General features: G+C 55.1%; 24 protein-coding genes. All 24 read left to right on the top strand.

The genetic code is table 11. The features are described from left to right. Positions 1–21: 21 nt before the first annotated feature. The 24 genes from rpoB (at position 22) to rplR (ending at position 21737) form a co-directional block, all read left to right on the top strand. Positions 22–4125, top strand: a complete 4104-nt coding sequence (rpoB, locus tag AOB54_09710; GenBank protein ID WVN41732.1) for a DNA-directed RNA polymerase subunit beta — start codon at positions 22–24, stop codon at positions 4123–4125. A gap of 19 nt (positions 4126–4144) precedes the next feature. Then, positions 4145–8443, top strand: a complete 4299-nt coding sequence (rpoC, locus tag AOB54_09705; protein WVN41731.1) for a DNA-directed RNA polymerase subunit beta' — start codon at positions 4145–4147, stop codon at positions 8441–8443. A 165-nt stretch (positions 8444–8608) separates the two neighbouring features. Beyond that, positions 8609–8986 (top strand): 30S ribosomal protein S12, encoded by a 378-nt coding sequence (gene rpsL, locus AOB54_09700; protein WVN41730.1) that lies wholly within the window; start codon positions 8609–8611, stop codon positions 8984–8986. Positions 8987–9129: 143 nt separating this feature from the next. Next, positions 9130–9600 carry a 30S ribosomal protein S7 gene (rpsG, locus tag AOB54_09695; GenBank protein WVN41729.1) on the top strand — a complete coding sequence of 157 codons (471 nt, stop codon included), beginning with the start codon at positions 9130–9132 and terminating at the stop codon, positions 9598–9600. 84 nt (positions 9601–9684) lie between these two features. After that, positions 9685–11784, top strand: a complete 2100-nt coding sequence (gene fusA / locus AOB54_09690; GenBank protein ID WVN41728.1) for an elongation factor G — start codon at positions 9685–9687, stop codon at positions 11782–11784. A 74-nt stretch (positions 11785–11858) separates the two neighbouring features. Continuing rightward, the gene (gene tuf / locus AOB54_09685) at positions 11859–13049 is read left to right on the top strand and encodes an elongation factor Tu (protein WVN41727.1); all 1191 of its coding nucleotides are present in this window, start codon (positions 11859–11861) and stop codon (positions 13047–13049) included. 90 nt (positions 13050–13139) lie between these two features. Beyond that, entirely contained in the window at positions 13140–13448 is a 309-nt protein-coding gene (gene rpsJ / locus AOB54_09680) for a 30S ribosomal protein S10 (protein WVN41726.1), read from the top strand. A 144-nt stretch (positions 13449–13592) separates the two neighbouring features. After that, on the top strand, positions 13593–14255 hold the full coding sequence (rplC, locus tag AOB54_09675) for a 50S ribosomal protein L3 (GenBank protein ID WVN41725.1): 663 nt from the start codon (positions 13593–13595) through the stop codon (positions 14253–14255). A gap of 11 nt (positions 14256–14266) precedes the next feature. Then, entirely contained in the window at positions 14267–14887 is a 621-nt protein-coding gene (gene rplD / locus AOB54_09670) for a 50S ribosomal protein L4 (protein WVN41724.1), read from the top strand. After that, positions 14884–15183, top strand: coding sequence for a 50S ribosomal protein L23 (gene rplW / locus AOB54_09665; GenBank protein ID WVN41723.1), 300 nt, complete (start codon positions 14884–14886; stop codon positions 15181–15183). The genes rplD and rplW overlap by 4 nt, the downstream gene beginning before the upstream one ends. Positions 15184–15185: 2 nt before the next feature. Then, positions 15186–16016: a 50S ribosomal protein L2 gene (rplB, locus tag AOB54_09660; GenBank protein ID WVN41722.1), complete on the top strand. Its 831-nt coding sequence runs from the start codon at positions 15186–15188 to the stop codon at positions 16014–16016. A gap of 29 nt (positions 16017–16045) precedes the next feature. Continuing rightward, positions 16046–16321 carry a 30S ribosomal protein S19 gene (gene rpsS, locus AOB54_09655; GenBank protein ID WVN41721.1) on the top strand — a complete coding sequence of 92 codons (276 nt, stop codon included), beginning with the start codon at positions 16046–16048 and terminating at the stop codon, positions 16319–16321. 12 nt (positions 16322–16333) lie between these two features. Continuing rightward, a complete protein-coding gene (gene rplV / locus AOB54_09650; GenBank protein WVN41720.1) occupies positions 16334–16669 on the top strand; it encodes a 50S ribosomal protein L22 in 336 nt (111 codons plus the stop codon). Positions 16670–16704: 35 nt separating this feature from the next. Next, entirely contained in the window at positions 16705–17538 is an 834-nt protein-coding gene (rpsC, locus tag AOB54_09645) for a 30S ribosomal protein S3 (protein WVN41719.1), read from the top strand. A 15-nt stretch (positions 17539–17553) separates the two neighbouring features. Beyond that, the gene (gene rplP / locus AOB54_09640) at positions 17554–17970 is read left to right on the top strand and encodes a 50S ribosomal protein L16 (GenBank protein WVN41718.1); all 417 of its coding nucleotides are present in this window, start codon (positions 17554–17556) and stop codon (positions 17968–17970) included. 24 nt (positions 17971–17994) lie between these two features. Beyond that, the gene (rpmC, locus tag AOB54_09635; GenBank protein WVN41717.1) at positions 17995–18186 is read left to right on the top strand and encodes a 50S ribosomal protein L29; all 192 of its coding nucleotides are present in this window, start codon (positions 17995–17997) and stop codon (positions 18184–18186) included. Next, positions 18183–18458 carry a 30S ribosomal protein S17 gene (gene rpsQ, locus AOB54_09630; GenBank protein ID WVN41716.1) on the top strand — a complete coding sequence of 92 codons (276 nt, stop codon included), beginning with the start codon at positions 18183–18185 and terminating at the stop codon, positions 18456–18458. Before rpmC ends, rpsQ begins: the two co-directional genes overlap by 4 nt. A 311-nt stretch (positions 18459–18769) precedes the next feature. Beyond that, positions 18770–19138 carry a 50S ribosomal protein L14 gene (rplN, locus tag AOB54_09625; GenBank protein ID WVN41715.1) on the top strand — a complete coding sequence of 123 codons (369 nt, stop codon included), beginning with the start codon at positions 18770–18772 and terminating at the stop codon, positions 19136–19138. A gap of 29 nt (positions 19139–19167) precedes the next feature. Then, complete coding sequence (gene rplX, locus AOB54_09620; GenBank protein ID WVN41714.1) at positions 19168–19497, top strand: 50S ribosomal protein L24; 330 nt, start codon at positions 19168–19170, stop codon at positions 19495–19497. An 18-nt stretch (positions 19498–19515) separates the two neighbouring features. Next, entirely contained in the window at positions 19516–20055 is a 540-nt protein-coding gene (gene rplE / locus AOB54_09615) for a 50S ribosomal protein L5 (protein WVN41713.1), read from the top strand. 21 nt (positions 20056–20076) lie between these two features. Further along, positions 20077–20382, top strand: a complete 306-nt coding sequence (gene rpsN, locus AOB54_09610; protein WVN41712.1) for a 30S ribosomal protein S14 — start codon at positions 20077–20079, stop codon at positions 20380–20382. A gap of 14 nt (positions 20383–20396) precedes the next feature. Next, positions 20397–20792, top strand: a complete 396-nt coding sequence (gene rpsH, locus AOB54_09605; GenBank protein WVN41711.1) for a 30S ribosomal protein S8 — start codon at positions 20397–20399, stop codon at positions 20790–20792. A 12-nt stretch (positions 20793–20804) separates the two neighbouring features. Next, a complete protein-coding gene (gene rplF / locus AOB54_09600; GenBank protein ID WVN41710.1) occupies positions 20805–21338 on the top strand; it encodes a 50S ribosomal protein L6 in 534 nt (177 codons plus the stop codon). Between the two features lie 42 nt (positions 21339–21380). Beyond that, the gene (rplR, locus tag AOB54_09595; protein WVN41709.1) at positions 21381–21737 is read left to right on the top strand and encodes a 50S ribosomal protein L18; all 357 of its coding nucleotides are present in this window, start codon (positions 21381–21383) and stop codon (positions 21735–21737) included. Positions 21738–21743: the final 6 nt, after the last annotated feature.

The raw sequence follows: 21743 nt of genomic DNA, 5'->3' as shown, positions 1-21743 counted from the left end.
AATTCCTCAACAGGAGCCGTGATGGCATATAACTTCACCGAGAAAAAGCGTATTCGTAAAAGCTTCGCCAAGCGCAAGCCCGTCCTTGATATTCCTTACCTGCTGGCCACCCAGCTTGCATCGTATCGGGCGTTTTTGCAGCAAGACGTTGTCCCCACGGAGCGCAAGGTCCAGGGCTTAGAAGCCGCATTTCAGTCGATCTTCCCCATCAAAAGCCATAACGGCATGGCAGAGCTCGACTTCTTGTATTACACCCTGGGCGCACCAGCATTTGATGTGCGTGAGTGCCAGCTGCGTGGCCAGACCTTCGAGGCCCCGATCCGTGCACAAGTCCGCCTGAAGATCTACGACCGAGAGGCCGCCAAGCCCACTGTCAAAGAGATCCGCGAAAAAGAAGTCTTCATGGGCAACATCCCGCTCATGACGGATAACGGCTCATTTGTGATCAACGGTACTGAGCGTGTCATCGTTAGCCAGTTGCACCGTTCGCCCGGTGTGTTCTTTGAACACGATCGCGGCAAGACCCACAGCTCTGGCAAGCTGCTCTTCTCGGCCCGTGTGATTCCTTACCGTGGCTCGTGGTTGGATTTCGAATTCGATCCCAAAGACATTCTGTATTTCCGCGTTGACCGTCGCCGCAAGATGCCGGTCACGATTCTGTTAAAAGCGCTTGGCTTTAACGTTGAGCAGATTCTTGCCCACTTCTTTGCCTTTGATCATTTCGCGCTTCTGCCCGAAGGCGCCCAGATGGACCTGGTGCCCGATCGTCTGCGCGGTGAGCAGGCCCGCTTTGACATCGTCGACAAATCCGGCAACGTGATTGTTGGCCGAGACAAGCGTATCAACGCCAAGCACATCCGTGACATTGAAAAGGCAGGCTTAAAGCGGATTAGCGTGCCTGATGACTATGTTTTGGGCCGCGTGTTGGCCCATGCAGTGGTCGATGGTGAGACTGGTGAAATTGTTGCCAAGGCCAACGAAGAGATCACTGAAGAGCTGCTGACCAAACTGCGCGACGCCAAGATCCGAGAGATCAAGACGCTCTATACCAATGACTTGGATCATGGTCCTTACATGTCGTCGACCCTGCGTATCGACGAGACACCTGATCAAATCTCCGCCCGCGTTGCCATCTATCGCATGATGCGTCCTGGTGAGCCGCCCACTGAAGATGCGGTTCAGATGCTCTTTGATCGCCTGTTCTTTAATACCGATTCTTACGACCTGTCCGCTGTTGGCCGTATGAAGTTCAACCGTCGTCTGGGCCGCGAAGAAGTCACCGGCCCCATGACGCTCACCAACGAAGACATTCTCGACACCATCAAGCTCTTGGTGTCGCTGCGCAATGGCCGTGGTGAGATCGACGACATCGATCACCTGGGTAACCGGCGTGTCCGTTGTGTTGGTGAGTTGGCGGAAAACCAGTTCCGCTCTGGCTTGGTGCGCGTGGAGCGTGCTGTGCGCGAGCGTTTGGGCCAGGCCGAAGCAGACAACCTTCAGCCCTACGACTTAATTAATAGCAAGCCCATTACCGCCGCAATTCGCGAGTTCTTTGGTTCTTCGCAGCTGTCGCAGTTTATGGACCAGACCAATCCGCTGTCGGAGATCACCCACAAGCGCCGTGTATCGGCCCTTGGGCCTGGTGGTCTGACCCGTGAGCGCGCCGGCTTCGAAGTCCGTGACGTGCACCCCACGCACTATGGCCGTGTCTGCCCGATTGAAACACCCGAGGGTCCGAACATCGGCCTAATCAATTCTTTGGCGCTTTATGCCCGACTGAACGAATACGGCTTCCTGGAGACGCCGTATCGCAAGGTTGAAGACGGCAAAGTCACTGACAAGATTGATTATCTGTCGGCCATTGAAGAGGGCCGCTATGTGATCGCCCAGGCCAACGCTGAAATGGACGCCAAAGGCAAATTGATCGGTGATCTGATCTCGGTCCGTGTCAATGGTGAAACCACACTGTCGACGGCTGACAAAATTGAATACATGGACGTTGCTCCGTCGCAGATCGTGTCGGTGGCGGCTTCCTTGATTCCGTTCCTAGAACACGACGACGCTAACCGAGCCTTGATGGGTTCGAACATGCAACGTCAGGCAGTGCCATGTCTGCGTCCGCAAAAGCCTGTTGTGGGTACCGGCATTGAGCGCACCTGTGCGGTGGACTCGGGCACGGTCGTTCAGGCCCGCCGTGGCGGTTTTGTCGACTATGTGGATTCCCGTCGCGTGGTGATTCGTGTCAACGATAACGAGACTACAGCAGGCGAATCTGGCGTGGATATTTACAACCTGCAGAAATACACCCGTTCTAACCAGAACACCAACATCAACCAGCGCCCCATTGTGAAGCGTGGTGATGTGGTGGGCCGTGGCGATGTGATCGCGGATGGCGCCTCGACCGATTTGGGCGAATTGGCGCTTGGCCAAAACATGCTGGTCGCCTTCATGCCTTGGAACGGTTATAACTTCGAAGACTCGATCCTGATTTCTGAGCGTGTGGTCTCAGACGACCGCTACACATCGATTCACATCGAAGAACTGTCGGTTCTGGCCCGTGACACCAAGCTTGGCCCTGAAGAAATCACACGTGACATCTCGAACCTGTCAGAGGGCCAGCTTGGCCGTCTCGATGAGTCGGGCATTGTTTACGTGGGTGCCGAAGTCCAGGCGGGCGACGTTTTGGTGGGTAAGGTCACCCCCAAGGGCGAGACCCAGCTCACGCCAGAAGAAAAACTGCTGCGCGCCATCTTCGGTGAAAAAGCTTCTGACGTAAAAGACACGTCGCTGCGTGTGCCGTCTGGCATGAGCGGCACGGTGATCGACGTACAGGTCTTCACCCGTGAAGGCATTCAGCGTGACAAGCGTGCACAGCAGATCATCGACGACGAACTCCGTCGCTTCCGGCTTGATTTGAATGACCAGCTGCGTATTGTTGAAACCGATACCTTCCAGCGTATTGAAAAACTCTTGATCGGCAAGGCTGCCAATGGCGGCCCCAAGAAGATCGCCAAGGGCACGGTAATTGATGCGGCATATCTGGCTGATCTGGACCGCTATCACTGGTTCGATATTCGTCTGTCCGATGAAACCGCTGCCAAGCAGTTGGAAAGCCTGAAAGAGTCGATCGATCAGAAGCGTCATCAGTTCGATTTGGCTTACGAAGAAAAGCACAAGAAGCTGACCCAGGGCGATGAACTGCTGCCGGGCGTATTGAAGATGGTCAAGGTCTATCTGGCGGTGAAGCGTCGTCTGCAGCCGGGTGACAAGATGGCTGGCCGTCACGGTAACAAGGGTGTGGTCTCACGCATTGTTCCTGTGGAAGACATGCCTTACATGGCCGATGGCCGCCCCGTGGATATCGTGTTGAACCCGCTGGGTGTTCCCTCCCGTATGAACGTGGGTCAGATTCTGGAAACCCACCTGGGCTGGGCTGCCAAGGGTATTGGTGAGCGTATCGGTGACCTGCTTCAGTCTCAGGCATCTGCTGGCGACGTCCGCAAGTATCTGGACAAGGTCTACAACACCAGCGGCCACCCAGAAGATCTGAAGCATCTCTCCGACAAAGAAGTCATTGAGCTTGCCAACAACCTGAAAGACGGCGTGCCGTTTGCAACCCCGGTGTTTGACGGTGCTGCAGAGCGCGAGATTCGTCAGATGTTGGAGTTGGCTTACCCAGATGATGTTGCTGCCCGGATTGGCCTGACGCCAACCCGTACCCAGGTGCAGCTCTTTGATGGCCGCAACGGGGATCCGTTTGATCGCACCGTGACCGTTGGTTACATGCACATGCTCAAACTGCATCACCTGGTCGATGACAAGATGCATGCCCGTTCTACCGGTCCTTACTCACTGGTCACGCAGCAGCCTCTGGGCGGTAAGGCCCAGTTCGGTGGCCAGCGATTCGGTGAGATGGAGGTCTGGGCACTCGAGGCGTATGGCGCGTCGTATGTGCTGCAGGAAATGTTGACGGTGAAATCCGACGACGTGGGTGGCCGTACCAAGGTGTACGAGAACTTAGTCAAGGGTGAACACACTATCGATGCCGGCATGCCCGAGTCCTTCAACGTGTTGGTCAAAGAGATCCGTTCACTCGGTATCGACATTGACCTTGAGCGCGGTTAATTCTTAAAAAGGTAGACACATGAAAGCGCTACTCGACTTATTTAAGCAGGTTCAGCAAGACCAGGTTTTTGACAAGATCAAGATCGGTCTGGCTTCGCCCGAAAAAATCCGTTCATGGTCTTATGGCGAAGTTAAAAAGCCCGAGACCATCAACTACCGTACCTTTAAGCCTGAGCGGGACGGTCTGTTCTGTGCCAAGATCTTTGGCCCAGTGAAAGACTACGAGTGCTTGTGTGGCAAGTACAAACGCTTAAAGCACCGCGGTGTGATCTGCGAAAAGTGTAACGTTGAAGTTACGTTGACCAAGGTCCGTCGTGAGCGCATGGGCCATATTGACCTGGCCAGCCCGGTTGCCCACATCTGGTTTCTGAAGTCGCTGCCGTCCCGTCTGGGCATGGTGCTCGACATGACGCTGCGTGACATTGAGCGCGTGCTGTATTTCGAAGCATTTGTGGTGATTCACCCCGATGTGACCCCGCTCAAGCGCGGCCAGATCATGACCGAAGACGACTACCTGGCCAAGCAAGAGCAGTATGGCGACGGTTTTGTCGCCATGATGGGTGCAGAAGGCATCCGCGAATTGCTGCGCGAAATCGATCTCAAAAATGAGATCGAAAAACTCCGTACCGAACTTGCTGAGACCTCTTCGGAAGCCAAGATCAAGAAGATCGCCAAGCGTTTGAAAGTGCTTGAGGGTTTCGATAAGTCTGGTGTGAAGCCCGAGTGGATGATTCTGGAAGTGCTGCCCGTGCTGCCACCAGAGCTTCGCCCTCTCGTTCCGCTGGATGGTGGCCGTTTCGCGACGTCTGATCTGAACGATCTCTATCGTCGCGTGATCAACCGTAACAACCGTCTGCGCCGCCTGCTGGAGCTCAAGGCCCCTGACATCATCGTGCGCAATGAAAAGCGGATGCTGCAAGAGGCGGTTGACTCATTGCTTGATAACGGTCGTCGCGGCAAGGCCATGACGGGCGCGAACAAGCGTCCCCTGAAGTCGCTTGCGGACATGATCAAAGGTAAGGGCGGCCGTTTTCGTCAGAACCTGTTGGGTAAGCGTGTCGACTACTCTGGCCGTTCGGTCATTGTGGTGGGCCCGACCTTGAAACTGCATCAGTGCGGCCTGCCCAAGCTGATGGCCTTGGAACTCTTCAAGCCTTTCATCTTCAATAAGCTGGAACTCCGCGGCATGGCCACCACAATTAAGGCGGCCAAGAAGCTGGTGGAGCAACAGGTTCCTGAAGTCTGGGATATTTTGGAAGAAGTGATTCGTGAGCATCCCGTGATGCTCAACCGTGCACCAACCCTGCACCGCCTTGGTATTCAGGCCTTTGAGCCCGTCCTAATCGAAGGCAAGGCCATTCAGCTGCACCCACTGGTCTGCGCTGCGTTTAACGCGGACTTCGACGGTGACCAGATGGCTGTCCACGTGCCGCTTTCTATCGAAGCGCAGATGGAAGCCCGCACCCTGATGCTGGCGTCGAACAACGTGCTCTTCCCGTCGAACGGCGAGCCTTCGATTGTTCCTTCGCAAGACATCGTGCTGGGTCTGTATTACACAACCCGTGAGCGCGTTAACGGCAAGGGCGAGGGCATGTTCTTTGCGGATGTTGCGGAAGTAGAACGTGCCTATGGCAACGGCCAGGTGGAGCTTGGCACCAAGATCACAGTGCGGATTGCTGAAGTCGATATTGATCCAGTGACCAAGGCCAAGACGCCGAAGATGACCCGTTACGAGACCACGGTTGGCCGTGCCTTGTTGTCCAAGATTCTTCCCCCCGGCCTGTCCTTTGTTCATATGAACAAGGCGTTGAAGAAAAAAGAAATCTCTCGCCTGATTAACGTGTCCTTCCGCCGTTGCGGCCTGCGTGACACGGTGATTCTTGCGGACAAACTGCTGCAGTCTGGTTTTGCTTTGGCCACCCGTGCCGGTATCTCAATCTGTGTGGACGACATGTTGGTGCCACCACAGAAAGTAGACATCCTGTCCAAGGCCGAAAAAGAAGTCAAAGAGATCGAGCAGCAGTATGCCTCCGGCCTGGTCACTCAGGGTGAGCGCTACAACAAAGTGGTCGACATCTGGGGCCGTGCTGGTGATGACGTTGGCAAGGCCATGATGACCCAGCTGGCCAGCGAGCCGGTGAAAGATCGTCACGGCAAAGATGCACGCCAGGAATCGTTTAACTCGATTTACATGATGGCCGACTCGGGTGCCCGTGGTTCTGCCGCACAGATTCGACAGCTTGCTGGTATGCGTGGCCTGATGGCCAAGCCCGATGGCTCGATCATCGAAACACCAATTACGGCAAACTTCCGCGAAGGCTTGAACGTGTTGCAGTACTTCATCTCGACCCACGGTGCACGTAAGGGTCTGGCCGACACGGCGTTGAAGACGGCGAACTCTGGCTACCTGACCCGTCGATTGGTCGACGTGACCCAGGACTTGGTCGTGATCGAAGACGATTGCGGCACCAGCAACGGCATCAACATGAAGGCTCTGGTCGAGGGCGGTGAAGTCATCGAAGCCTTGCGTGATCGCATTCTTGGTCGCGTCACGGCAGCGGAAGTCGTCAACCCCGAGACTCAGGAAACCCTCTTTGAATCCGGCAAACTGCTCGATGAAGACGCAGTGGAAGACATTGAGCGCCTGGGCATTGATGAAGTTCGTGTGCGTACACCGCTGACCTGCGGCACGCGCTTTGGTCTGTGTGCCAAGTGCTATGGCCGTGATCTTGGCCGTGGCCACTTGGTCAACGTTGGTGAGGCCGTTGGTGTGATCGCTGCCCAGTCGATTGGTGAGCCTGGTACTCAGCTGACCATGCGTACCTTCCACATCGGTGGTGCTGCATCGCGTACTGCTGCGGCCAGCGGCGTTGAAGCCAAGTCCAATGGCTTGGTGCGCTTCACACCCACCATGCGCTATGTCACCAACGCCAAGGGCGAGCCCATCGTGATTTCACGTTCTGGTGAAGTCTTGATCACTGACGACAATGGCCGTGAGCGCGAGCGTCACAAGGTGCCTTACGGCGCCACCTTGTTGTCCATGGATGGCAAGACCGTTAAGGCCGGCGCCATGTTGGCGACTTGGGATCCGCTCACACGTCCGATCATTTCGGAGTACGGCGGCCAGGTGAAGTTTGAAAACGTGGAAGAAGGCGTCACTGTTGCCAAACAGATCGACGAGATTACTGGTCTGTCGACCCTGGTGGTGATTGATGCAAAACGCCGCGGCGGTGCACAGGTCAAGGGCGTTCGTCCTCAGGTGAAGCTGATCGACGCCAAGGGCGAAGAAGTCAAGATCGCCGGCACCGACCACAGCGTGAACATCTCCTTCCCGGTCGGCGCGCTGATTACCGTGCGTGATGGTCAAGATGTATCGGTTGGCGAAGTGCTGGCACGTATCCCGCAAGAGTCGCAAAAGACCCGTGATATTACCGGTGGTCTACCACGCGTGGCCGAGTTGTTCGAGGCCCGTTCACCCAAAGACGCCGGCATGTTGGCCGAAGTTACCGGTACGGTGTCGTTTGGTAAAGACACCAAGGGCAAACAGCGTCTGATCATTACCGATATGGACGGCGTGCAGTACGAGACCCTGATCTCGAAAGAGAAAAACGTTCTGGTCCACGACGGCCAGATTGTGAACAAGGGTGAATTGATTGTGGACGGCCCGGCCGACCCACAAGACATTCTGCGTCTCTTGGGTGTCGAAGCACTTGCCCGTTACATCGTTGACGAAGTCCAGGACGTCTATCGACTCCAGGGCGTGAAGATCAACGACAAGCATATTGAGGTCATCGTGCGTCAGATGTTGCGTCGTGTCCGCGTCACCGATGCAGGCGATACCCGCTTCATCAACGGCGAAGAAGTGGAGCGTTCCGAGTTGTTGGACGAGAACGACCGCGCTGTTGCTGAGAACAAGCGTCCCGCCATGTACGAAAACAAGCTCTTGGGTATTACCAAGGCATCGCTCTCTACCGATTCCTTTATTTCGGCAGCATCGTTCCAAGAGACCACCCGTGTCTTGACCGAAGCCGCCATCATGGGCAAGCGCGACGAGTTGCGTGGCCTGAAGGAAAACGTGATTGTCGGCCGACTGATTCCTGCCGGAACTGGTCTGGCGTATCACAAGGCCCGAAAAGAGCGCGAGGCCATCGAGGCCGCCGAAGCCCAGACCGCCGCCCAGCAGGCAGCGATCGAGGCCGAAGCGTTGTTCTCGAGTGCTGACGACGAGGTTGAGTCGCAAGAAGGTGGTGCCTCGGCAGCAGTTTTGCCAGGTGACACCCCAGCAGGAAATCCGGAAGAGGGTGCTTCGGCAACTTAACCGGACAAGATGTCGATTGGCGGGGTTGGTGCTGCTCTAAAAAGTCAGCGCCACCCCGATGGCCGATGTTTGTGCTTGACAGCATTATTGAAAAGCCTTGAAAATTGAAGGCTTTTCGCGATTTAGCGAAACCGAATTCAAGAAAATTTAGAGAGATTAAGAACAATGCCCACCATTAACCAGCTGGTTCGCAAACCCAGAACCTCTGAAGTCGTGAAGAGCAAGAGCCCGGCCCTCCAGTCGAGCCCTCAGCGTCGCGGCGTATGTACCCGTGTCTACACCACCACGCCGAAAAAGCCGAACTCCGCACTCCGTAAGGTTGCCAAGATTCGCCTGACCAATGGCTTTGAAGTCATTAGCTACATCGGTGGTGAAGGCCACAACCTGCAAGAGCACTCGGTCGTACTGATCCGTGGCGGTCGTGTAAAAGACTTGCCTGGTGTGCGTTACCACATCGTTCGCGGCTCGCTTGACCTGCAGGGTGTGAAAGATCGTAAACAGTCTCGATCCAAGTACGGATCGAAGCGTCCGAAGGCTGCTTAATTCAGGGTTTCCTGCGCTAAGCAACCTTCATTAACCGGTGTGACACGCAACTGCGTGTTGCATCACGTAAGGGCCCGGACATGAGAAGCACGTGCCGGGCAGAACCAAAGACAACTGCGGTTCAACTGAATAAGGAAAATTAAATGCCTCGTCGTCGCGAAGTACCAAAACGTATTGTTCTCGCTGATCCAAAATTTGGCAGCGAAGATGTCTCTAAATTCATTAACGTGGTGATGCTCCACGGCAAAAAAGCCGTTGCTGAGCGCATCGTTTACGGTGCTTTCGAATTCATCGAAAAGAAAGCCAGCAAGAACCCAATCGAGATCTTCCACCAGGCATTGAACAACGCCAAGCCTGCTGTTGAAGTCAAAAGTCGCCGTGTGGGTGGTGCCAACTACCAGGTGCCGGTCGAAGTTCGCCCCTCGCGTCGTTCTGCGCTTGCCATGCGTTGGCTGCGCGAAGCTGCAAAGAAACGTGGCGAAAAGTCGATGAATCTGCGTTTGGCCGGTGAGCTGCTCGAAGCCGCTGAAGGCCGTGGCGGTGCAGTGAAAAAGCGTGATGAAGTTCACCGTATGGCAGAAGCCAACAAGGCCTTCTCGCATTTCCGCTTCTGATGTGATGGGGGCGCTGCATGATCTGCCGCACACCCCATTGTCTCGACCTTTGTCGTTAATTATTTAAATAGTTCAGGATTTTTTATGGCCCGTAAGACCCCGATCGAACGCTACCGGAATATTGGTATTAGCGCCCACATTGACGCTGGCAAGACCACGACCACCGAGCGTATTTTGTTTTACACCGGTGTGAACCATAAGATCGGTGAGGTCCATGACGGTGCCGCCACCATGGACTGGATGGAGCAAGAGCAAGAGCGTGGCATCACGATTACATCGGCGGCCACGACCTGCTTCTGGAAGGGCATGGACATGTCCTATCCCGAGCATCGGTTCAACATCATTGACACCCCGGGTCACGTGGACTTCACGATTGAAGTTGAGCGTTCCATGCGTGTGCTCGACGGCGCCTGCATGGTCTACTGCGCGGTGGGTGGTGTACAGCCCCAGTCCGAAACAGTCTGGCGTCAGGCCAACAAATACAAAGTGCCCCGCCTGGCCTTTGTGAACAAGATGGACCGCACTGGTGCCAACTTCTTCAAGGTCTATGACCAGATGCGCACCCGCTTAAAAGCCAACCCAATCCCCGTGGTGATTCCTATCGGCGCGGAAGAAAACTTCAAGGGTGTGGTGGATCTGCTCAAGATGAAGGCCATCATTTGGGACGAGGCATCTCAGGGCATGAAGTTCGAACACCAAGAGATTCCCGCTGACTTGGTTGAGACCGCCAAAGAGTGGCGCGAAAAGATGGTCGAGGCCGCTGCCGAAGCCAGTGAAGAATTGATGAACAAGTATCTTGAGAACGGCGATCTTGATGAAGCCGATATCAAGAAGGGTCTTCGCACGCGAACCATTGCCACCGAAGTTCAGCCCATGCTTTGCGGCACCGCATTTAAGAACAAGGGCGTGCAGCGTATGCTGGATGCCGTGATCGACTTCTTGCCCTCGCCCGTGGATATTCCTCCGGTGCAGGGTCTGGATACACGCGACCAGCCCGCCGAGCGGAAAGCAGATGACGGCGAGAAATTCTCGGCCTTGGCATTCAAATTAATGACGGATCCTTTCGTTGGCCAGCTCACCTTTATCCGTGTGTATTCCGGCGTGTTGAAATCTGGCGATACGGTTTACAACCCCATCAAGGGCAAAAAAGAGCGTATTGGCCGTGTGTTGCAGATGCATGCCAATAACCGTGAAGAGATTACCGAAGTGTTGGCCGGTGACATCGCTGCCTGCGTTGGTTTGAAAGAAGTGACCACGGGTGAAACGCTTTGCGACGGTGATGCTGAAATTATTCTCGAGCGCATGGTCTTCCCCGAGCCTGTGATCTCTCAGGCTGTTGAGCCCAAGACCAAAGCAGACCAGGAAAAAATGGGTATTGCCCTTGGCCGTTTGGCCAAAGAAGATCCATCGTTCCGTGTTCGCACCGACGAAGAGTCCGGCCAGACCATTATTTCTGGCATGGGCGAGCTGCACCTTGAGATCATTGTCGATCGCATGAAGCGCGAATTTGGCGTGGAAGCCACAGTGGGCAAACCCCAGGTGGCCTACCGTGAAACGATTCGCAAGCCCGTCGAAATCGAAGGTAAATACGTCAAGCAGTCGGGCGGTAAGGGCCAGTACGGCCACGTCTGGCTCAAAATCGAACCGCAGCCAGAAGGCAAGGGTTACGAGTTCGTTGACGCGATCAAAGGTGGTGTGGTGCCTCGCGAATTTATTCCGTCCGTGGATAAAGGCGTTAAAGACACCATGAATAGCGGTGTGATGGCCGGCTATCCAGTGGTGGATGTCAAAGTCACGCTGTTTGATGGCTCCTACCACGACGTGGACTCCTCGCAGATCGCCTTTGAATTGGCCGCTTCCATGGGCTTTAAAGACGGATGTAGGAAAGCCAATCCCGTGCTGCTCGAGCCAATGATGTCGGTGGAAGTGGAAACGCCGGAAGACTACGCTGGTACGGTCATGGGCGATCTGTCCTCACGCCGCGGCATGGTTCAGGGCATGGACGATATGGTGGGCGGTGGTAAGGCGATCAAAGCTGAAGTGCCGCTCTCCGAGATGTTTGGTTACGCCACGACGCTGCGTTCTCTGACACAGGGCCGTGCAACCTACACGATGGAATTCAAGCATTACAGTGAAGCACCTAAGAACGTTGCTGAGGCGGTCGTGACCAGCCGAGGCAAATAAGTTGTAACGAAGCCCGCAGGGGTTAACCTCTGCTTTGTTAATAATTAAATTTTGATTGATGAAGGAAATAAATCATGGCCAAGGGTAAGTTTGAGCGCACCAAACCGCACGTAAACGTTGGGACGATTGGTCACGTGGACCATGGTAAGACGACGTTGACGGCTGCTATTGCAACGGTGTTGTCTGCCAAGTTTGGTGGTGAGGCGAAGAAGTACGACGAGATTGATGCGGCGCCTGAAGAGAAGGCCCGTGGTATCACGATTAACACGGCGCACGTGGAGTACGAGACGGCCAACCGTCACTATGCACACGTGGACTGCCCGGGTCACGCTGACTATGTGAAGAACATGATCACGGGTGCGGCGCAGATGGACGGTGCGATTTTGGTGTGTTCGGCTGCTGACGGCCCGATGCCCCAGACGCGAGAGCACATTTTGTTGGCCCGCCAGGTGGGTGTGCCTTACATCATTGTGTTTTTGAACAAGTGCGACATGGTGGACGATGCTGAGTTGTTAGAGCTCGTTGAGATGGAAGTGCGTGAGCTGCTCTCGAAGTACGACTTCCCCGGTGACGACACCCCGATCATCAAGGGCTCGGCCAAGCTGGCCTTGGAAGGTGATAAGGGCGAGCTCGGCGAAGGCGCGATTTTGAAGCTGGCCGAGGCGCTGGATACCTACATTCCTGAGCCAAAGCGTGCTGTGGACGGCGCATTCCTGATGCCGATCGAAGACGTGTTCTCGATCTCTGGCCGCGGTACTGTGGTCACTGGCCGTGTGGAGCGTGGCATTGTGAAGGTGGGTGAAGAGATTGAGATCGTTGGTATCAAGCCCACGGTCAAGACCATCTGCACGGGCGTGGAGATGTTCCGCAAGCTCTTGGATCAAGGCCAAGCGGGTGACAACGTGGGTATTTTGTTGCGTGGTACCAAGCGTGAGGAAGTCGAGCGTGGTCAGGTGTTGGCCAAGCCCGGTTCGATCACCCCGCACACCAAGTTTGAAGCCGAGGTGTATGTTCTGTCGAAAGACGAGGGTGGCCGTCATACGCCGTTCTTTAACAACTATCGCCCCCAGTTTTACTTCCGTACGACGGACGTAACGGGTGCGGTGGAGCTGCCTGCTGGCACCGAGATGGTGATGCCTGGCGACAACGTGAAGATTTCGGTGGCCTTGATTGCCCCGATCGCGATGGAGCAGGGCCTGCGTTTTGCTATCCGTGAGGGTGGCCGCACCGTCGGCGCCGGCGTCGTCGCAAAAATTATCGAGTAATGAAGGGTTCTAGCGGGGGTGTAAGCCCCCGCTAACCTAGTCGCCTAGTCGTTTAGTTCGCTCTTTATTCGTTCTTTGGAGAAGTAAACCATGCAACAAAAAATCCGTATTCGCCTAAAAGCATTTGATTACAAGCTGATTGACCAGTCCGCATTGGAAATTGTGGACACGGCCAAGCGTACCGGCGCAGTGGTTCGTGGCCCAGTGCCCCTGCCCACGGCGATCAAACGTTTTGATCTTCTGCGCAGCCCCCACGTGAACAAGACTTCCCGTGACCAGCTCGAGATTCGTACTCATCAGCGCCTGATGGACATTGTGGACCCCACCGACAAGACCGTGGATGCCCTGATGAAGCTCGATCTGCCTGCCGGCGTGGACGTCGAAATTAAGCTGCAGTAAAAAGTTGTGCCTTGGCCCCTTGTCGGGGGGCTAAGAAGTTGTTTATAATGTAAGGCTTTCCCGCGATCAGGGGGTTACCCTGACACGGAAAAGCCAATTGTTACCTTTTAGCCCCGGCCAATCGAAGTCGGGATCGGAGAAAAAATGAGCCTTGGACTGCTCGGTCGCAAGGTTGGGATGACCCGTATTTTTACGGAAGAGGGCGATACCGTGCCCGTAACCGTAATCGACGTGTCGAACAACCGCGTGGCCCAAATTAAAACCGCTGACACTGACGGCTATACCGCAGTGCAGGTCGCCTTCGGCACCAAGCGTGCCAATCGGATCACCAAGCCTGTTGCTGGCCATTTGGCCAAGGCTGGTGCTCAGGCCGCCTCGGCAATTAAAGAATTCTCGGTTGCAGCTGATCAGGTCGGCGAGCTCAAGCTCGGCGAAACGATCAACGCTGGCATTTTCCAGGCCGGCCAGAAAGTCGACGTCACTGGCATCACCCAGGGTAAAGGCTTTACCGGCACGATCAAGCGCCACAACTTCAACTCTGGCCGCGCATCCCACGGTAACTCACGCTCGCACAATGTGCCTGGTTCCATTGGTATGGCCCAGGACCCTGGCCGCGTATTCCCCGGTAAGCGCATGTCAGGCCATGACGGCGTGTTGAAGCGTACCGTCCAGAACCTGGAAATCGCCCGTGTTGACGCTGATCGTCAGCTCTTGCTCGTGAAGGGCGCGGTGCCTGGTTCCAAGGGCGGCAACGTCGTGGTTCGTCCCACCGTACGTGCGGCAGCAAAAGCCGCCAAGAACGCATAAGGGGCGCACAGATGGAATTGAAACTTTTAAACGACGCTGGCCAGGCTGCAGGCTCTGTGCAGGCCAACGACACCATTTTCAATCGTGACTTTAATGAACCCCTGATCCATCAGGTGGTGGTGGCCTACCAGGCCAACGCACGTAGCGGTAACCGTGCGCAAAAGGGTCGCGCAGAAATCAACAAGTCGACCAAGAAGCCTTGGCGCCAAAAGGGTACTGGCCGTGCACGTGCTGGCCGTGCCTCAAGCCCCTTGTGGCGTGGTGGTGGCAAGATTTTCCCAAATTCGCCTGACGAAAACTTCTCACACAAGGTCAACAAGAAGATGTATCGCGCTGGTGTGCGTTCCATTTTGTCGCAGTTGGCCCGTGAAGACCGTCTGGCTGTGGTTGAAAAGTTTGAAGTTGAAGCCCCCAAGACCAAATTGGTTGCTTCGAAACTCAAGCAGATGGGTGTTGATTCGCTTCTGCTGATTACCGATTCGTTCGATGAGAATCTGCATTTGGCCACCCGCAATCTGCAGAGCATTGCGATTGTTGAGCCCGAATATTGTGATCCAGTGTCCCTGGTGTATTTCGACCGTGTGTTGATTACCCGCGCGGCACTTGCCAAAGTAGAGGAGATGCTGTCATGAACCAAGAGCGTCTCATGAAGGTGCTGTTGTCACCGATCATTTCAGAAAAGAGCACATCCGTAGCCGAGCAGAACAATCAGATCGCGTTCCGCGTGCTGCAGGATGCCACCAAGCCAGAGATCAAGGCTGCTGTTGAGTTGATGTTCAAAGTGCAGGTTGACAAGGTCAGCGTGTTGAACGTCAAGGGCAAGGCAAAGCGTTTCGGCCGATCCGAGGGTCGCCGCCGCAACGTACGCAAGGCTTTTGTTTGCCTGGCCGCGGGTCAAGAAATTAACTTCGGCGGGGAGGCTGTCTAATCATGCCGATCGTAAAACTGAAACCAACATCACCAGGCCGTCGCGCAGTGGTTCGCGTGACCAACCCTGACCTCTATAAAGGCCGTCCTTTCGACGCCCTGTTAGAGCCTCAGTCGAAGACTGCTGGCCGTAATAACAACGGCCACATCACCACCCGTCATCGCGGTGGTGGTCACAAGCAGCACTATCGTCTGATCGATTTTCGTCGTAACAAAGATGGTATCGCTGCAAAGGTTGAGCGCGTTGAATACGACCCCAATCGCAGCGCCCATATTGCACTGCTGTGCTATGCCGATGGCGAGCGTCGCTACATCATCGCCCCCAAGGGTATTGCGGTCGGCCAAAGCCTGATGAGCGGTCCAGAAGCATCGATTCGTCCTGGTAATGCTTTGCCCTTGCGTAACATCCCGGTGGGCACGACGATTCATTGCATCGAGATGCTGCCCGGCAAAGGCGCCCAGCTGGCCCGTTCAGCAGGTGGCTCCGCCCAGCTGCTGGCCCGCGAAGGCACCTACGCCCAGATTCGTCTGCGCTCTGGTGAGATTCGCCGTGTTCATATCGAGTGCCGTGCAACGATTGGTGAAGTGGGTAATGAAGAGCACAACCTGCGCCAATTCGGCAAGGCCGGTGCAGTCCGTTGGCGTGGTATCCGCCCGACCGTTCGTGGTGTTGCCATGAACCCGATCGATCACCCACACGGTGGTGGTGAAGGTCGTACCGGTGAGGGCCGTGTTGCCGTTAGCCCATGGGGTACTCCGACCAAGGGCTACAAGACCCGTCGTAATAAGCGCACCACCTCCATGATCGTGACTAGCCGTCACAAGCGGAAATAAAGCAGGCAGATAAGGCGTAAGGAAAACATATGTCACGCTCAACGAAAAAAGGCCCCTTTGTTGATGATCACCTTTTGAAAAAGGTCGAGAAATCATCCTCAACAAATGACAAGCGGCCCATCAAAACCTGGTCCCGTCGCTCCACGATTCTTCCTGAGTTCGTGGGTCTGACGATTGCAGTTCACAATGGCAAACAGCATGTGCCGGTCTATGTGACCGACAACATGGTGGGCCACAAGCTTGGCGAGTTTGCGCTGACCCGTACGTTTAAGGGTCACGCAGCCGACAAGAAAGCCAAGAAGTAAGGGGCATCTGAAATGGCTAATGAAACTCGTGCAGTTCTTCGCGGTGTTCGCCTCTCGGCCCAAAAGGGCCGTTTGGTGGCGGACATGATTCGCGGCAAATCGGTTGAACAGGCGCTCAACACGCTCACCTTCACGCCCAAAAAAGCGGCTGTGATCGTGAAAAAAGTGTTGGAGTCTGCGATTGCAAACGCAGAGCACAACGACGGTGCAGATATCGACGAACTCAAGGTGAAGACCATCACCGTTGAGCGTGGTACCAAGCTGCGTCGTTTTGATGCTCGCGCAAAGGGTCGTGGCGTTCGGATTGAAAAGCCGAGCTGCCATATTTCGATCATCGTGGGCAATTAACCCGGCGCGCAACGAAAGAGTAAACAAGGATAACTATGGGTCAGAAAATACATCCCACCGGGTTCCGTCTTGCGGTCTCCCGTAACTGGTCTTCCCGCTGGTTTGCCAACCACCGCGATTATGGCCGCATGCTCAACGAAGACATCAAGGTCCGTGAGTTTCTGCGTGGCCGCCTGAAGTCCGCTGCAGTTGGCCGGGTCCTGATTGAGCGCCCAGCAAAAAATGCCCGCATCACAATTTTCAGCGCACGTCCTGGTGTGGTGATCGGCAAAAAAGGCGAAGACATCGAGAACCTGAAGTCTCAGCTTGCCGGCATGATGGGCGTTCCCGTTCATGTCAACATTGAAGAAATCCGTAAGCCTGAGATCGATGCACAATTGATCGCTGATGGCATTGCCCAGCAGCTTGAAAAGCGGATCATGTTCCGTCGTGCCATGAAGCGTTCCATGCAAAACGCGATGCGTCTTGGTGCTCAGGGCATCAAGATCATGAGCTCTGGCCGATTGAATGGCGCTGAGATTGCCCGCCGTGAGTGGTACCGTGAAGGCCGTGTGCCGCTTCACACCCTGCGCGCCGATATCGATTACGCCACCTCTGAAGCAAAGACAACCTACGGCATCATTGGTATTAAAGTCTGGGTCTACAAAGGCGACACGCTTGGCCGTGGTGATGCCCCGGTGGTCGCTGAGCCAGAAATTGCAAAAGAGCGCGAAGATCGGCGCCCCCGTCGTGCGCCCGCAAAGCGTTCTACTGCCAAAGAGGGTGCTGATGCCGCGCCTGCTGCAGATGCTCCGGCCGCAGACGTAAAAAAACCTGTTAAACGTGTTCGCAAGGCCTCGGCTCCAGCAGCTGAGAAGCCTGCATCTTAATTTTGAGGCTCTAGCATGCTGCAACCCGCACGTCGCAAATACCGCAAAGAGCAAAAGGGCCGCAATACTGGCCTGGCTACACGCGGAAGCTCTGTCTCCTTTGGTGAGTTTGGCCTGAAGGCAACGGCCCGTGGTCGTATCACGGCTCGTCAGATCGAGGCAGCTCGTCGCGCCATGACCCGACACATCAAACGGGGTGGTCGTATCTGGATTCGTATTTTTCCGGACAAGCCCATCTCGATTAAGCCTGCCGAAGTCCGTATGGGTAACGGTAAAGGTAACCCCGAGTACTACGTGGCCGAGATCCAACCCGGCAAGGTGCTTTACGAAATGGACGGCGTGGACGAAACGCTGGCCCGTGAAGCCTTCCGCCTTGCAGCAGCCAAGCTTCCCTTGGCCGTGACTTTTGTCACGCGCCAGCCTGGCCGTTGATGGACTGCCGCACTGGAGATTGATATGAAAGCTTCTGAACTAAGAACCAAAGATGATGCAGCCCTGAGCAAAGAGCTCGAGGACCTGCTTCGTGCCCATTTCAACCTGCGTATGCAACACGCAACCCAGCAGCTGGCCAACACTTCCCAGCTTGGCCAGGTTCGTCGTGACATCGCCCGGGTGAAGACTCTGATTCGTGAAAGGAAGGCCGCATGAACGCCTCCGCTGAAAAAGAAGCGCTCAAGCGGACCCTGGTGGGCCGTGTCGTGAGCGACAAAATGAACAAAACTGTGACTGTGCTGGTCGAGCGCAAGGTCAAGCACCCGCTTTACGGCAAAATCGTGGCCCGCTCCAAGAAATATCATGCCCACGTCGAAGACAACGGCCTGAAAGTTGGTGATGTGGTCGAGATTGCTGAGACCCGTCCGGTCTCCAAGACCAAGGCTTGGGCGGTCACCCGCCGGATTTCCGAAGCAGTTGTGATTTGATATCGGCTGCCCGGGCTCTTGTCCGGGCGGACCGTGTCGCAGGGCTTGGCAGTATCGTAGTTTTGCGGTTAGAATAGAAGGCTTTCCGGAATTAATGCCGGTTGGGGGCAATTCAATTGGCCCTGATCGCAATGGAAAACCAAGCAGGGGCCCTGTGGTTGCGGGCCAAAATAGGTGGGTTTTTGGGTGGTGGCCTTGTGTTGGCGCCCAAAAGCCTGGTGTGTCACCCCGAAATACGGGACCAAGACTGACCGTTGTGGGCTCGCCATGTTGGGCGGGCAGGTTGACGGTTAAGTTGGGAAGAGAAAATCATGATTCAGATGCAATCGCGTCTGGACGTCGCTGACAATACCGGCGCGCGTTCAGTCATGTGTATCAAGGTTCTTGGTGGATCCAAGCGTCGCTATGCCGGCGTTGGAGACGTTATCAAGGTCAGTATTAAAGACGCAGCCCCACGTGGCCGAGTCAAAAAAGGCGAAATTTATAACGCCGTAGTGGTGCGTACCGCTAAGGGTGTTCGTCGTCCTGATGGCTCTTTAATTAAGTTCGATGGCAATGCAGCTGTGCTGCTCAACGCCAAACTCGAGCCCATTGGCACTCGTATTTTCGGACCTGTTACGCGTGAATTGCGTACCGAGAAGTTCATGAAAATCGTGTCGTTGGCGCCCGAAGTTATTTAAGCCCAGAACAGTCGGCGGAGAACAACCGAATGAACAAAATTCGCAAAGGTGACGAGGTCATCGTCATCACCGGAAAAGATAAAGGCAAGCGTGGCATCGTGACCAGCCGCGTGGGTCCCGACCATCTCTTGGTCGAAGGCATCAACGTTGCTAAAAAGCACGTTCGCCCCAATCCAATGAAAAACACCACGGGCGGCATTGAGTCAAAAACAATGCCCATCGACCAGTCGAACGTTGCCATCTTCAACCCAAGCACGCAGAAGGCTGATCGTGTTGGCGTGAAGGTCGAGCAAGACGGCAAGAAGACACGCGTCTTCAAGTCCAACGGCGAACCCGTTCCCAACTCAACACTCGCATAACGCAAAAGGAAAAGCATCATGGCGCGTTTGCATGCACATTACCGGGAAAAGATTGTTCCTGAGCTCAAGGCAAAGTTTGGCTACAAGAGCGTGATGGAAGTCCCCCGTTTGACAAAAATCACCCTGAACATGGGCCTGTCTGAAGCCGTCAGTGACAAGAAAGTTATTGAGCACGCGGTTGGGGACATGACCAAGATTGCTGGTCAAAAGCCTGTTGTGACCAAGGCCCGCAAGGCCATCGCCGGCTTCAAGATCCGCGAGGGCTATCCCATCGGCTGTATGGTGACACTGCGTGGTGCCAGAATGTACGAGTTCCTCGACCGTTTCATCACCATTGCGTTGCCCCGTGTCCGTGACTTCCGCGGTATTTCGGGCAAGGCATTTGATGGCCGTGGCAACTACAACATCGGCGTTAAAGAACAGATCATCTTCCCTGAAATCGAGTACGACAAGGTAGATGCGCTTCGTGGTCTGAATATCAGCATCACAACGACCGCTAAAAACGACGAAGAAGCAAAAGCGCTCTTGGCTGCTTTCCGCTTCCCTTTCCGTAACTAATTCCAGGCACTGAGGAACCTCATGGCTAAGTTGTCACTTATCAATCGCGAAAAGAAACGCGAAATGCTGGTCAAGAAATATGCTGCCAAGCGCGCTGCGCTTCAGGCAGTGATTAAAGACCAGTCAAAGACTGAAGAAGAGCGTTACGAAGCGCGTCTGGCACTGCAGAAATTGCCCCGCAATGCCAGCCCCACGCGTCTGCGTAATCGCTGCGAATTGACGGGCCGTCCTCGCGGCACGTTCCGTATGTTTGGGCTTGCCCGGGCCAAGATCCGTGAGATCGCGTTCCGTGGCGAGGTACCTGGCGTGACCAAGGCCAGCTGGTAAGAAGGGACAAAACCATGAGCATGAGTGATCCCATCGCCGATATGTTTACGCGTATTCGCAACGCACAGCGGGTTGAGAAACCCTCTGTTGCAATGCCGGCGTCCAAGTTAAAAATCGCTATCGCCACGTTGTTAAAAGACGAAGGCTACATCGAGCATTTCAATGTCCATCAGTCGGGTGCCAAAGCTGATCTCGAAATCGGCCTGAAGTATCACGCTGGCCGTCCGGTCATTGAAAAGATTGAGCGTGTCAGCCGTCCCGGCCTGCGTATTTACAAAAACCGCCATCAATTGCCCACCGTCATGAACGGACTCGGCGTGGCCATCGTGTCAACACCGCGTGGCCTAATGACGGACCGTAAAGCACGTGCAACCGGTGTTGGTGGCGAAGTCATCGGCATTGTCGCGTAAAGGGGAAATCAGATGTCACGTATTGCCAAATATCCCGTTGCGTTGCCTGCCGGCACTGAAGCCAACATTACTGCTGGTGCGATCACCGTCAAAGGTCCTCTGGGCTCGTTAACCCAGGAGCTCAAGGGTGATGTATCGATCAAGCTCGACAACGGACAACTCACGTTTGCAGCTGCAGACAGTTCCCGTCACGCCAAAGCAATGAGCGGCACGGTGCGTGCTCTTGTGGCCAATATGGTTCACGGCGTGTCCAAGGGCTTTGAGCGCAAGCTGTCCTTGGTCGGCGTGGGCTATCGTGCCCAGGTACAGGGCGACGCATTGAATTTATCGCTCGGCTTTTCGCACCCGGTCATTCACAAAATGCCCAAGGGCGTAAAGGCAGAAACCCCTTCGCAGACTGAAATTGTGATCAAAGGTATCGATCGTCAACAGGTTGGTCAGGTTGCCGCAGAAGTTCGCGCATACCGTCCGCCCGAGCCATACAAAGGCAAAGGCGTTCGCTATGTGGACGAAGTGGTGATCATGAAAGAAACCAAGAAGAAGTAATCGACCGAATCAGCGAAGAATATAGCGACCAGGATCAATATCATGGACAAGAAACAAAGCAGGCTGCGCCGCGCCAGACAAACCCGACTCAAGATTGCACAGTTGCGGGTCAATCGTCTGTCCGTGCATCGCACCAACACACATATTTACGCCAGCATCATCGATCCATCGGGCTCGAAGATCCTGGTGGCAGCGTCGACGGCCGAGCCCGAGTTGAGAAAAGCATTGTCGGGCAAGGGCGGCAACATCGAGGCCGCAGCAATGGTGGGCAAGCGAGTTGCCGAAAAGGCCAAAGCAGCAGGCATTACCTCGGTAGCTTTCGATCGCTCTGGCTTTAAGTATCACGGCCGTGTGAAAGCCTTGGCAGAAGCAGCTCGTGAAGGCGGCCTGCAGTTCTAATCGGCG

Origin of the sequence: beta proteobacterium MWH-UniP1 (assembly GCA_036362785.1) — a bacterium.
GTDB lineage: Bacteria > Pseudomonadota > Gammaproteobacteria > Burkholderiales > Burkholderiaceae_A > Lacustribacter.
Note: the sequence above shows the minus strand (reverse complement) of the source record. Positions and strands in the feature narration are given on the sequence as shown.